Raw genomic sequence first — 12,120 nt, 5'->3', positions numbered from 1 at the left:
CTTTATCATGAGAAGTGCACGAATGGATAAATGAGCGTGTAAAGCTCAAATAAGAGCTCATAATAATCATGAGATGGAATCCTAGAATCATGGATTATGTTGTGCAAGCATATAGATTAGGATTCGATGATGTAAATGGTCATTTATATCAACATAAAACATAAAAAATAATTACCTTTTAAATTATAAATCCCGATAAATATATAATATTTATATAAAAATAGACTGACCAAGAATTTTACTTCTTGGTCAGTTTCTGCTTTGTCGCTTAAAGCTGTCATTCCATTATTCTTTTCCATCCCCACGTGTAATCAGCATTAGCGTATGTTTTTCTTATACCTTGCTTCCCAATTATCCCGATAATCTTTTTGAGAAAGAGAAAATAAGTGTTCGTATTGTGAAACATCGATATTTTTTTCACGGAGTTTTTTTCTTAAAAAACGGTGGTCTCTCTTAGGGGTTCCAATTATGTATCCTTCTATCAATAGTTCTCTTGTAATTTTATCTTTGTTTTTAGCTAAGGCAAGTTCACCTATTTTTCCTGCGATTGTTTGCTTGGCAACATCTCTAAATAATTCTGGTACAGGGGAGACAAGTTCATTTAAAAATGCAATTTCTTCATCATTCCACATATGCTTCGTTTTTTCTATATAATAATGTTGCCAATCCATATCTGATTTTCCATCTTCTTTAGGCAATTGTTTCAAAAATTTTCGGAACATAAAGAAGCCACCAATACCCAATAAAAAGATTAAGAGAAATCCCCAAAAAACAATAAAATATTCCATAAAGACACTCATACTTTTCATCCTTTTATTTAATAATTGTTAAAAAATGTATCGAATATTACAAATACTATTTCATTTTCTCAATGTGTATAGTAAGATTAAAATATCAGGTTAAATTATTGTTGAAATTTTTAAGTTTTAAGGCAATTATTTATCGAATAATACTAATCTCTCCAATATAATTACAATTATAGACATTAAAAGTCATACATACAAGTTTCTGAACATAGAAATAGAATTAAGCAAAATTTTTAAGGTTATTATTAAGGAGATGTTATAAAATGATAAGTAATTCAGATGTATATGATCAATCGACATATACTACTACATTTCCAACAGAGGTAATGAATTGGTACTATAACAATGATAAGGATTCGATCATCGTTATTTGGAACAATGAAAATGAAGTAGTTTATGTATCCCAATTGTTTGAAGATTTTTTTCAAATAACTGTAGAAAACATATTGGGGAAAGATTGGACTGCCCTCTTACCAAAGGAGCAAGTGGAACGGATCAATAAACATTTTAGGTCAGACAGTACTAAATTAAAAATTCCGAACATCACCATTTCTTCAAAAAATGGAGAGACATATTCTTTTAATGCAATTATTGATAGAATAATCATTGAAGATGAAGAGCTTATTATATGTCAATTAAGAGATACGACATACTTAAATGAATTGAAACAAGTATTACTTGATTCGGAAAAATTAGTTCTTGCTGGACAACTTTCAGCAGGATTGGTACATGAAATTCGGAATCCGCTTACTTCACTAAAAGGCTTTTTACAACTGGTACAGGCAGGAGTTCAACAAAAAGAAGAATATTATAAAGTAATGATTGGTGAAATCGAAAAATTAGAAAAGATCACTTCTGAATTGCTTCATATGGCAAAACCATTTAAAAGCCAAAAGAAGATAGAATATGTCCATCAAATGATAGATGATGTTCTATTTTTAATGGATAATCAAACAGATATGAAAAATGTTGATTTCATTATTGACCTAGATAACAGTTTAATGACGCATTGTAATGCTTCTCAAATAAAACAGGTGCTTATTAATTTAATTAAAAATGGCGCGGAAGCAATGAAAAATTCTGGCACCATTTTTATTACAAGTCGGTTGGTAGATGACTTTATTGAAATCTCTATAAAAGATGAGGGGCAGGGAGTTCCTGAAGAATTATTACAAGAACTGCAAAATCCTTTTTTTACAACGAAAGAAGAAGGTACCGGATTAGGGTTAGTCATTTCAGAGCATATTCTTGATATTCATCAAGGAACTCTAAAGGTATGTTCTGAAAAAGATAAAGGTACAACATTTACAGTTTTATTACCAGCTTATTATGGACAATAACTTTTTCTTTTTGAAAAGGGTTTTTCTTATAACTAATTTTTATCACGTTGGATAAGATAATTGTATATAGATTACCTTTCTAAACATTTGTTTTATCTTCTTGTTTCATATAAACTATTAATGAAAAGGGTATGCATTTACATGCCTTATTTATTGCTGCTTATGTTCGAAAAAAAAGCAGTAATCTTTATTGAGTGAATGAAAGGGGCATAATAGTTTATGAGAGAGCAAGAAGCATTTCGTACAAAAAAGAACTTTGAACTAAATGGAAAAACGTATAATTACTATGATTTAAAAGCTATTGAAGATGCCGGTCTTGGAAAAGTTGATCGCCTGCCATTTTCAATCCGTGTTCTTTTAGAGTCTGTCATTCGTCAATATGATGGAAAAGTAATTAAGGATGAACACGTAAAGGGACTAGCAAATTGGGGAACAAAAGAAGGAGCAAATACGGACGTTCCTTTTAAACCATCTCGTGTAATTTTACAAGACTTCACAGGAGTGCCTGCAGTTGTTGATTTAGCTTCATTACGTAAAGCAATGGTTGATATGGGAGGAGACCCAGATAAAATTAACCCTGAAGTACCAGTTGATTTAGTTATTGACCACTCTGTACAAGTTGATAAATATGGTACTCATAATGCATTACAAGCAAATATGGAATTAGAATTCGAAAGAAATGCTGAACGTTATGAGTTTTTACATTGGGCTCAAAAAGCATTCAAAAACTATCGTGCTGTACCACCAGCTACTGGAATCGTACACCAAGTTAACTTGGAATATTTAGCTGATGTGGTTCATGCAAATGAAAATGAAGAAGGAAGCTATGATTCATTTCCTGATACATTAGTAGGTACAGACTCCCATACGCCAATGGTTAACGGTTTAGGTGTCCTTGGTTGGGGAGTTGGTGGGATTGAGGCTGAAGCTGGTATGCTTGGTCAACCTTCCTATTTCCCTTCACCAGAAGTTATTGGTGTGAAATTTACTGGTAGTTTCCCAGAAGGCACTACAGCAACGGATTTAGCACTTACAGTAACAGAAACATTACGTAAGAAAAACGTCGTTGGAAAATTTGTTGAATATTATGGGCCAGGATTAAAAGATATGCCACTTGCAGATCGTGCAACAATTTCGAACATGGCTCCTGAGTACGGTGCAACTTGTGGTTTCTTCCCAATTGATGAAGAATCATTAAATTACTTACGTTTAACTGGACGTAGTGAAGAAAAAATCGCTTTAGTTGAAAAATATTGTAAAGAAAATAATTTATGGTATTCACCTGAAGATGGTGACCCTGAATATACTGAAACGGTTGAAATCGACTTAACTAAGTTAGTACCAAACCTTGCTGGTCCTAAGCGTCCACAAGATAGAATTGCTTTAACTGATATGCAGAAAGAATTCAGAAAAGCGATCACTGCACCTGCAGGAAACCAAGGATTTGGTTTAGATAAATCTGAATTTGACAAAGAAGCAGTAGTAAACCATCCGAATGGTGAAAAATCTGTTATGAAAACAGGTGCAGTGGCAATCGCGGCTATTACATCATGTACAAACACATCTAACCCTTATGTTATGTTAGGTGCAGGACTACTTGCGAAAAATGCTGTTGAAAAAGGACTAAAAGTGCCGGCATATGTTAAAACTTCACTAGCACCTGGTTCTACTGTTGTTACACGTTATCTTGATGATTCTGGACTGTCTAGTTATCTAGATCAACTAGGATTTAATACTGTTGGATACGGATGTACAACATGTATTGGAAACTCTGGTCCATTACGTGAAGAAATTGAGAAAGCAATTATGGATACTGACTTAACTGTTGCATCTGTACTATCAGGTAACCGTAACTTTGAAGGAAGAATTCATCCATTAACAAAAGCTAACTATCTAGCATCTCCACCTCTTGTAGTTGCATATGCGCTAGCAGGAACTGTGGATACGGATTTAAATAATGATCCAATTGGAAAAGATAAAGACGGAAACGACGTTTACTTAAAAGATATTTGGCCATCAATGGCTGATATTAAAGCTGAAGTAAACAAAGTTGTTAACCCTGAGATTTTCCGCTCCGAATACGATAATTTATTCGAATCGAATGAAAAATGGAATCAAATTAACACAACTGATGAACCATTATACGAATGGTCAGATGAGTCAACTTACATCCAAAATCCTCCTTTCTTTGAAGGGCTATCGAAAGAAGCAGGGTCAATTGAAGCGTTAAATAACTTACGTGTATTGGGGTATTTTGGTGATTCTATTACTACAGACCATATTTCACCTGCAGGAGCGATTGCAAAAGATATGCCGGCAGGGAAATATTTACAAGAGAAAGGTGTCACACCGCGTTACTTTAACTCGTATGGATCTCGTCGAGGTAACCATGAAGTTATGATGCGTGGAACTTTCGCAAATATTCGTATTCGTAACAAAATTGCTCCAGGCACTGAAGGTGGATATACTACTTACTGGCCGACAGGAGAAATCATGCCTATTTATGATGCAGCTATGAAATATAAAGAAGATAATACTGGCTTAGTCATTCTCGGAGGAAAAGATTACGGAATGGGATCATCTCGTGACTGGGCAGCGAAAGGATCAAACCTGTTATGCGTTAAAGCTGTTATTGCTGAAAGTTATGAAAGAATTCACCGTTCTAACCTAGTAATGATGGGCGTTCTTCCACTAGTATTTGAAAAAGGCGAAAGCGCTGAAAAATTAGGTTTAACAGGTAAAGAAGCACTAAACATTAAGATTGACGAAAATGTTAAACCAAATGACACAGTTGAAGTAGTTGCAACAGATGAAGAAGGCAAAGAAACTAAATTTAATGTTGTTGTTAGATTTGACAGTGAAATTGAAATGGACTACTACCGTCACGGTGGTATTTTACAAATGGTATTGCGTCAAAGATTGGCACAGTAACAACAAAGTTAAATCATCACATAATGAGATTCATTATGTGATGATTTTTTTATGCATAAATAAACGCTATATTGGGATGATAAATAATACTTAATAAAAAATATAGGAGTGAATTTTAACAGTGGACAGACATCAAAATAGAGCAAAGCCAGATGATCGTAGTGATAACGTAGAAAAATTACAAGATATGGTACATGATACAATTGAGAATTATCGAGAAGCAGAAGAGCAAATGGAATGGGCACCTGAACAGGAGAAAAAGCAAATAAGACGAAAAAACGAACGTCGTGAAGAAGCAATTGAAGGTTTTCGAGATGAAATAAAAGATGAACACAGACATCAGAATGATTAGAAAGTAAGAACTTTATTAAAAAGTTTCCAAAATAATTTGGAGACTTTTTTTCTTATGGTAAAATATTAGTTGGATGAAGTATTGGAGGAATTATTATGGTAATTAATTATACGGAAGTTGAGGTAAGATATAAAGAAACAGATCAAATGGGTGTTGTACACCATTCAAATTACTTAGTATGGTTCGAAATTGGACGTACAAATTTTATTAAACAAATCGGTTTAAATTACGCAGAAATGGAATCCGGTAATGTTGTATCCCCCGTAATTGATGCTCAACTATCCTATAAGAAACCTGCACGTTATGGAGAGACGGTTACGATTAATACTTGGCTTGACGATTATGATGGGGTACGAACTACCTATGGTTACTCGGTAAAGAATGAGCATGATCAGTTATTAGTTACAGGAACAACTGTACATGTTGTAGTAAGTAAGGACAGTTTTAAACCAGTATTGTTACGAAAACATCATCCTGATTGGCATGGTATATATACGTCCTTAATAAATGAGGGACAATAATAATGGCTTTTGGGATAAACAGAGAAGAATTATTATTATGGAAATCTAAAATTTCTCAAGGAGAAATTGCCTTTTTAACTCACTACTGGATGGATGATAGGTTTCCAGAAAGTGTTACAGTTACGAAAGTAGGCTGTGGTTGTATAAGTAGATTAGCACAGTGGGGAAGTAAGTATGGATTAAAAAAAGAGTGGATTCACTATCGAGATTCATATCCTCACTATGATCTCTTTGGAAAAAAGCAAAAGGAAATCTTATTGAAAGAAGGTCTACAAGATCATCTAAATCGATTCGATCTTTAAGGGAACAAAGGTGCTGGAGCTGCACGCAGCTATTCCTGCAAAGAAACCTATCTACAGATATAGAATTTTATAATTTCCTAAGTAACAAAAGAAAAACCACAATTTCTTATTGATAAGAAAATTGTGGTTCTCCTATCTTTTCATCTAAAGTTATAATTAAATTTTTTCCTTCAAAATACCAAACATCTGATTCTTCAACAAAAAATAAAATGTTTCCAGCTGTCGTAGAGGTATGAATAACATCAGGCTCTTCTCTATTAACACCTAGAGAAAATCCTGGTACATTTCCTCCCATTCCACCGTACCTAACAAAAAAACGTAATGAAGCTTTATCATCAATTTCATATTCTTCTCTAAACCATTCAACGGCTTCGTTTGAAATTTTTATATCCAATCTAATCCTCCTAACCTTAAGCAGCTAATATTTCTAAGAAAGTAAATTTAAGAAGGTTTTGTAGATTTTTCTTTATTAATTTCAGGAACTAAATCAACGCCTCCAGGGTGAAAAGGATGACATTTACTAATTCGTTTTACCGTTAATATCGTTCCCTTAATCGCTCCAAAACGTTTATAGCTCTCTAAACTATATGCAGAACATGTTGGATAAAATCGACATGTAGGTGGTTTAATGGGACTAATCACTTTTCTATAGAACTTTACAATTAAAATAAATATATGTTTCATACCTATTCCTTCTTTGTTTTTCCCTCTTTTTCATTGCTATATCCGACTAAATAAAGTATACGATACTTTAATTGGATGATTCAATAATAAAGCCTACATCCAAGTTATCTTGGGTTCAGTTTTATTTTTAATCCGTCTAATATTTTCTTTATGTCGAAAAAATACAAAGATAGTTAAACTAAGTATCATTGCAAAGAGCAGCCAATCGTTTAAAAACAACGAAATAATTGTAGAAACAATTCCTGTTATCATTGAGGCTAATGATACATATTTTGATAGATAGAGAGAAAGAATAAAAGTTAGTACCATTGCAATAAAAAGTAGCGGATTAATACCAAGTATGATGCCACCTGAAGTAGCTACGGCTTTCCCACCTTTGAATTTAGCAAAAACTGGGTATGTATGTCCTAAAACTGCAAATACTCCAATAATTAATCTCGAAACTTCAATATCAAAGAAGAAACTTGCAAACAATGGAATCAGTGTAGCAAGCGTCCCTTTTAATATATCCGCCAAGGTAACAAAAATTCCAGCTTTTGTTCCAAGTACACGAAAAGCGTTCGTTGCTCCTAAGTTTCCGCTTCCATGTTCTCGGATATCGATTTTATATCCGATTTTCCCTATGATGAGTGCAAATGGAATGGAACCTAATAAATATGCAATAATAATAAAAATAATATAATCCACTCACTGACCTACTTTCAATTATTTTTTCTATACCAATAGTTTATCATAATTATTCATAAAACAATATTTGAAATAGAAGAATATGAGTTGCTTACGCTTCAGACAGAAAGTATAAAAATAAGGTTATTGGAAAATAGTGTGGAAAAAAGTTTAGAATTCATTCCCTGAACTCTTTTAAAAAACAAATAAAAGAGGATAGCACATAACTAGTATGTGTATCCTTTTCCTTCCTGTCCCACAATTGTTAGTTGAATCTTTATTTCGTGATTTTTGGTATAAAAGAGAGAAAGAAAATATTCCGTTATTACGCTCATTTGAAGCAATTATAATTATTAAGAAGTAACGTCGATTATCTAAACTGATATTATTTCCAGTTTATTTAAAAGAACTTCCCTGCAAAATGAATACGGCATGTTTACAAAATTTAATAGACTAGTTTCACATAGGGTAGCGCACCTTTTTACCTTCTTTGGAATTTCCGAGAAGGGAGGTGGCGCCTATGATATAATAAGCGTTTTAATGCTGATGGTTTCATTCGGCATGTAATCCGAGTTTATCATGTCCGATAAAATCAAAAAGTAATCCCTCCTGTGCTTGCTGGTCATGAGGCATTACTTTTCCTAAGTACGCCAAGCTCCACTTGATAGGGTTTGGTCTATTACTTGTTATTCGGAATATAGTAAAAAACCCTTTGTTTTGTTGATTTGGAATTAGGTTTGATCAAAAATATCCCACCGACCCATAATTTACGTTAAACAAAAGAATCCGTTTTAAAAAAAGATTGATCAAAACGGATTCATTCTTTGAGAAATACTATGTAATTTTTATAAAAAAGTTTTATCTTTTTCTACGTATGTTGAATACGCCGAGTAGGCAGTATGAGTAAAATGTTTAATAATTTTGTAATTCTTTGTGAGGGGAGGTGTTATACCGTGAAGAAAGCGGTTACTTTGTCTCTTTGTTTTCTTTAATGTTTATCATTTTTAGTTTCAACCCTGTAAGTGCACAGGAAAATACTAGTTTAAATTATAAGGCGGAACCCCAAAAAACGTGTTATGGTAACGGAGGTATTGCAAAAATTGAATACATGGGGTCAGTAGTTCCCTATGGTGGTATGCAAAACCAAGTTTTAGTTCAGCATTTTCTTTTATAGGGGATATTGAGGTTTATGACGGATCTAGATTGGTAAGGACTATACCAGTTAGTGGGTTAGGAACCGCGGGTAATGCTGCAACAGGCTCGGTAGCTGCACCTTTTTCAGGTGCCAAGGTTTATACAGCAATATTAAATGGTGTTGCCACAGATACTAATGGTACAACTACCGTAGTTGTTCCGAACTGCGATACCTCGTATGTGTCAAGCTATGGAGTTATGGGTAAATAATTCGGGTCAAGATTTTTATCTTTAAACTTTTAATGGGCCATAACATTATTAATTAAATATATAAAACTTGTTGTGGCCCTACCTTTACCTTCAATAGAAAAGTTTTTGTAATCTATAAACTATTTCTCCTTCCTTTTTGGTTAGAAAAGATCTTATTGGGAGAATAATGAAGTTTTGAAATACTTCAAATTGTCCTAAAAGACACCTGTCATAAATTAAGCTGATATTCAATTCCTTTTGCGGTTCTATACCTTTTTGTGCTAGCAGGTTTGCCAAATCCCAATATAACCTATAACCAATTTCATCAACGGATCTTTCTATTGAAAAATGACCTGCTGGACTATCCCACCACACTTTGAATGTTTTACAAATTTCATTAAAATTCTTCAAATTATCAGCATCAACCACAAACAATCTTTGATAAAATAGATCCTTTTCCTCATAAAATATTTTCAGGTCATTTTTATTATTGTTGGATATTCCTTGTGAAATCTCATTCCAAAGTTCCTTATAGTTTAATTTAAAATCTTCATTAAATTCTATTCTTGTTGATAAATAAGGAAACCGTAAATCCTTTTGATTTTGGTTGAAAAAAATGTTTTGTATGTAAATCAAAAAATTTAAAGAAAAGGACATATCCATTTTCATTATTAATTCATTTTTCAAATTTTACACCCCATTTGGTTCATTGTTAAACATTTATTCCCAATTTCACCGCCCAAGGTACGCTCTCTCACAATATCCTTCTTGTCTTTGGTTCATCCCATAACCGTGGTTACTCTACCATCTGGTCGATCTACCTTATTCGCTTACGTTTAGAACGTAATGGTAGAATGTTAATGATGTCAATTGTTTCATCATTTTCATAAACTATATTAGAAAAGAAGATAACTTAACATACGATGCCGGCTTTTTCCGTATGTAAGACAACGGAAACCTTTGAAGGATCCTTCTTCAACCTTTTCCCGCATATGGAAAAGAAGATAACAGACGATTAATTTCATCAATCATGTTATCTTCTTTGGAAAACCACCATTCAAGTACATCTTCTCCTTGCTCCGCAAAGAAATCTTGAATTTGATCTAAACACTTGTTAAATTCCTCTGTGAAATAAACCGAAAAAATCTGGTTATTTTCTTTGTCCATACCTGAACTCCTTTAATTCCTTTGCGGTATAACGTTCCATCTCTGGATTATCAAGAAAACGTTGAAGCGATTCTTTTAATTCTGGGTATGCTTCAATTTCCTGTGCCAAATTATCGAATTCTTCATTCATAGAATCTGTATCGTGTACCTCCAAGGAGAACAATTTCCCATCAATCACAAACATTGTTTCATTTTTATCATCTAATGCATTTGCAAGTTCCTTTTTCACATTCTTATTTAATGCGCCCACTATACTTCACTTCAATTTAATTACAGTTATTATATCACAATTCAAGCTTTTTTCGACCATCTTCACTTGATTTTAATTAGCAAACTTTAAAAGTATTTACTATAAAAGTCATGTCTTAATTTTCCACTAAGATATGCGTATATCCTTGTTGTTTCACTCTTTATCTTCAAAGTGAGAGAGGAATAGCCCTCAATTTTTTAATCCGACTGGTATTTTCCCAACGCTTCCAACAACATGTTTTACGCTCCATATTATGAATTAATTTGACTGTAATCAAGAACCATAGGCTTTATTCAACAATCGAAATGTATAGTTATATAATGCTAAAAGCTCTGAAACGGAAATAGACACAACCTTAATTAAAGAATTGTGCCTGTTTGTAGATTGCTTGCTAAACACTCGCGCCTGTTTGTGGCAAATATTCAATTCGTAAAAAATTGTAATGTGAATTTGCGGAAAACCCCAAATCCACATTATTAAATTTTATTCCATTATGTTTCGAACAAATAAATGATTATTCCGATACACATGCAAAGCAACAATAGCAAGCATCAATCCTGAAATAAGAAAAACACTTCTAACTCCAAGTAAATCTGCAAATAGTCCCATACCAAGGGATGATACTCCGAATATTCCTGTAGAAACAGCCCCTAAAGACGTGTAGATAGTGGATAGCTTTGTCTTTGGGACGCTAGTTTGGATAACTGTTTGTTGAGGAATACCCTTTATTTGACCAAATACCCCCATACCAAGTGACAGTAATATAGCAATAATTGGGCTACTGTTTACACCGAACCAGATTGTTATCAAACAGCTAAACAAAGAGCCAATAAAAATCACTTTACCCAATTTCGATTCTAATGCAGTGGCGTTTTTTATACAGTAGATGCTCCCGATGATTAATCCTAGAAATAGGGAGCCATTAATAAAACCCCACCATTCTTTGCCTACGTGTAATGCTTCACTGACAAAAACGTAAAGAATTGCCGCAATCCAAACTGTTTCCGCAATTGTTTCCAGTATCTCCATTATAGCTATTTTTCGTAACACTGGAACATAGAATAATTTGAACCAACCCTTTTTAATTTGGTCTAGTTTACTTTCTTGCTCTATTTCCTGTTGTTCAACACTTTCCAGCAAACATAATAAAATGCTTGATACAACAAACAAGGAAAAAACTAACCAAACAATCTGTTGTGTATCCATCATAACAAGGGCTAAACTGCTTATAAACCACATAACCGTTTGTATGAATTGAGATAGTGTTTCAGCTATCCCATTCGCTCGTATTAGGTTATTCGGTTCTACATATTGTGGTATCAATGTTTGTTTAATTGGATTAGCACGTCCTTCAAGAAACGCAATGCCTGAGATAATAATAAAGATTAAATAATAGTTTGCTTCCGATATTTCAGGTAATAACAATCCCAGTCCAGCGATAACCATTGTTTTTCCTACTTGCGAACCGGCTAATAACCACTTTAAGTTTACTTTTCCGATCAATAAAGGTGTCAAAAGACTAGATACAAACATTGAAGACGTAATGGTAAATGGAACAAAAGAAGCTGCAGTCGCAGATCCGTTAGACCGAATATTGTACTGATAATACCTACTATATAAAGGACATCGCCAATACTTGTAAATGACTGTCCTGTGATCAGTAAGGAAAAGTTTTTATTCAATTTTATATCCCCCAAATTAAAATAATTTATATGATA

Annotated in this window: 14 protein-coding genes and 1 pseudogene; 6 read left to right on the top strand and 9 right to left on the bottom strand. The window is 33.4% G+C overall.

Going from position 1 to position 12,120, the window contains the following annotated elements; genetic code table 11:
• Positions 1-317: 317 nt before the first annotated feature.
• On the bottom strand, positions 318-800 hold the full coding sequence (locus SPD89_RS21555; protein ID WP_336263996.1) for a DUF2621 family protein: 483 nt from the start codon (positions 798-800) through the stop codon (positions 318-320).
• A 269-nt stretch (positions 801-1,069) separates the two neighbouring features.
• Here SPD89_RS21555 and SPD89_RS21550 point away from each other — a divergent pair, with 269 nt between their 5' ends.
• The 5 genes from SPD89_RS21550 to SPD89_RS21530 all read left to right on the top strand — a co-directional run bounded on the left by SPD89_RS21550 (position 1,070) and on the right by SPD89_RS21530 (position 6,252).
• A complete protein-coding gene (locus SPD89_RS21550) occupies positions 1,070-2,146 on the top strand; it encodes an ATP-binding protein (RefSeq protein WP_336263995.1) in 1,077 nt (358 codons plus the stop codon).
• 219 nt (positions 2,147-2,365) lie between these two features.
• Entirely contained in the window at positions 2,366-5,077 is a 2,712-nt protein-coding gene (acnA, locus tag SPD89_RS21545; protein WP_336263994.1) for an aconitate hydratase AcnA, read from the top strand.
• A gap of 121 nt (positions 5,078-5,198) precedes the next feature.
• Positions 5,199-5,429: a small acid-soluble spore protein Tlp gene (tlp, locus tag SPD89_RS21540; protein ID WP_336263993.1), complete on the top strand. Its 231-nt coding sequence runs from the start codon at positions 5,199-5,201 to the stop codon at positions 5,427-5,429.
• Positions 5,430-5,524: 95 nt separating this feature from the next.
• Positions 5,525-5,950 carry an acyl-CoA thioesterase gene (locus SPD89_RS21535; RefSeq protein ID WP_336263992.1) on the top strand — a complete coding sequence of 142 codons (426 nt, stop codon included), beginning with the start codon at positions 5,525-5,527 and terminating at the stop codon, positions 5,948-5,950.
• A 2-nt stretch (positions 5,951-5,952) separates the two neighbouring features.
• Entirely contained in the window at positions 5,953-6,252 is a 300-nt protein-coding gene (locus SPD89_RS21530) for a hypothetical protein (protein ID WP_336263991.1), read from the top strand.
• Between the two features lie 106 nt (positions 6,253-6,358).
• On the opposite strand, the gene SPD89_RS21525 is transcribed toward SPD89_RS21530, so the two are convergent.
• From SPD89_RS21525 to plsY, 3 genes are all read right to left on the bottom strand, one after another.
• On the bottom strand, positions 6,359-6,646 hold the full coding sequence (locus SPD89_RS21525; protein WP_336263990.1) for a HesB/YadR/YfhF family protein: 288 nt from the start codon (positions 6,644-6,646) through the stop codon (positions 6,359-6,361).
• 47 nt (positions 6,647-6,693) lie between these two features.
• Positions 6,694-6,936 carry a membrane protein insertion efficiency factor YidD gene (yidD, locus tag SPD89_RS21520; protein ID WP_336263989.1) on the bottom strand — a complete coding sequence of 81 codons (243 nt, stop codon included), beginning with the start codon at positions 6,934-6,936 and terminating at the stop codon, positions 6,694-6,696.
• Between the two features lie 93 nt (positions 6,937-7,029).
• The gene (gene plsY, locus SPD89_RS21515; RefSeq protein ID WP_336263988.1) at positions 7,030-7,623 is read right to left on the bottom strand and encodes a glycerol-3-phosphate 1-O-acyltransferase PlsY; all 594 of its coding nucleotides are present in this window, start codon (positions 7,621-7,623) and stop codon (positions 7,030-7,032) included.
• A 1,182-nt stretch (positions 7,624-8,805) separates the two neighbouring features.
• Between plsY and SPD89_RS21510 the strand changes: the two genes are divergently transcribed.
• The gene (locus tag SPD89_RS21510) at positions 8,806-9,006 is read left to right on the top strand and encodes a hypothetical protein (protein WP_336263987.1); all 201 of its coding nucleotides are present in this window, start codon (positions 8,806-8,808) and stop codon (positions 9,004-9,006) included.
• A 90-nt stretch (positions 9,007-9,096) separates the two neighbouring features.
• On the opposite strand, the gene SPD89_RS21505 is transcribed toward SPD89_RS21510, so the two are convergent.
• From SPD89_RS21505 to SPD89_RS21485, 5 genes and pseudogenes are all read right to left on the bottom strand, one after another.
• Positions 9,097-9,672, bottom strand: coding sequence for a hypothetical protein (locus SPD89_RS21505; RefSeq protein ID WP_336263986.1), 576 nt, complete (start codon positions 9,670-9,672; stop codon positions 9,097-9,099).
• Between the two features lie 288 nt (positions 9,673-9,960).
• Positions 9,961-10,152, bottom strand: a complete 192-nt coding sequence (locus tag SPD89_RS21500) for a hypothetical protein (protein WP_336263985.1) — start codon at positions 10,150-10,152, stop codon at positions 9,961-9,963.
• Positions 10,136-10,402, bottom strand: a complete 267-nt coding sequence (locus SPD89_RS21495) for a hypothetical protein (RefSeq protein WP_336263984.1) — start codon at positions 10,400-10,402, stop codon at positions 10,136-10,138. Before SPD89_RS21495 ends, SPD89_RS21500 begins: the two co-directional genes overlap by 17 nt.
• Before the next feature lie 483 nt (positions 10,403-10,885).
• The gene (locus SPD89_RS21490; protein WP_336263983.1) at positions 10,886-11,935 is read right to left on the bottom strand and encodes an MFS transporter; all 1,050 of its coding nucleotides are present in this window, start codon (positions 11,933-11,935) and stop codon (positions 10,886-10,888) included.
• Positions 11,914-12,120 (bottom strand): annotated as a pseudogene (locus SPD89_RS21485) (hypothetical protein); the annotation flags it as partial. The pseudogene SPD89_RS21485 and the gene SPD89_RS21490, both read right to left, overlap by 22 nt.

The organism is Pseudogracilibacillus sp. SO30301A, from assembly GCF_037072025.1.
In the GTDB taxonomy this organism is placed as follows: domain Bacteria; phylum Bacillota; class Bacilli; order Bacillales; family Amphibacillaceae; genus Pseudogracilibacillus.
Note: the sequence above shows the minus strand (reverse complement) of the source record. Positions and strands in the feature narration are given on the sequence as shown.